Raw genomic sequence first — 221 nt, 5'->3', positions numbered from 1 at the left:
AACTACGCCGAACCTTGCGGCGCAGCCGTATTGCCGCGGTCGCGACTCGCGTCGCTCCTACAGCCGGAATCGCAAGATCGACTCGTCCGGCGAGAACGCCGTACGCGCCAACTGCATCGGCAACAGCCGAACCAAGTCGCACCGCCCTCACGGCGGCCACCTGTAGGAGCGGCGCAAGCCGCGACCGCGACAACGCAACTACGCCGAACCTTGCGGCGCAG

The sequence above is a fragment of the Lysobacter enzymogenes genome (assembly GCF_017168095.1).
GTDB classification, from domain to species: Bacteria; Pseudomonadota; Gammaproteobacteria; order Xanthomonadales; family Xanthomonadaceae; genus Lysobacter; species Lysobacter enzymogenes_D.
Note: the sequence above shows the minus strand (reverse complement) of the source record.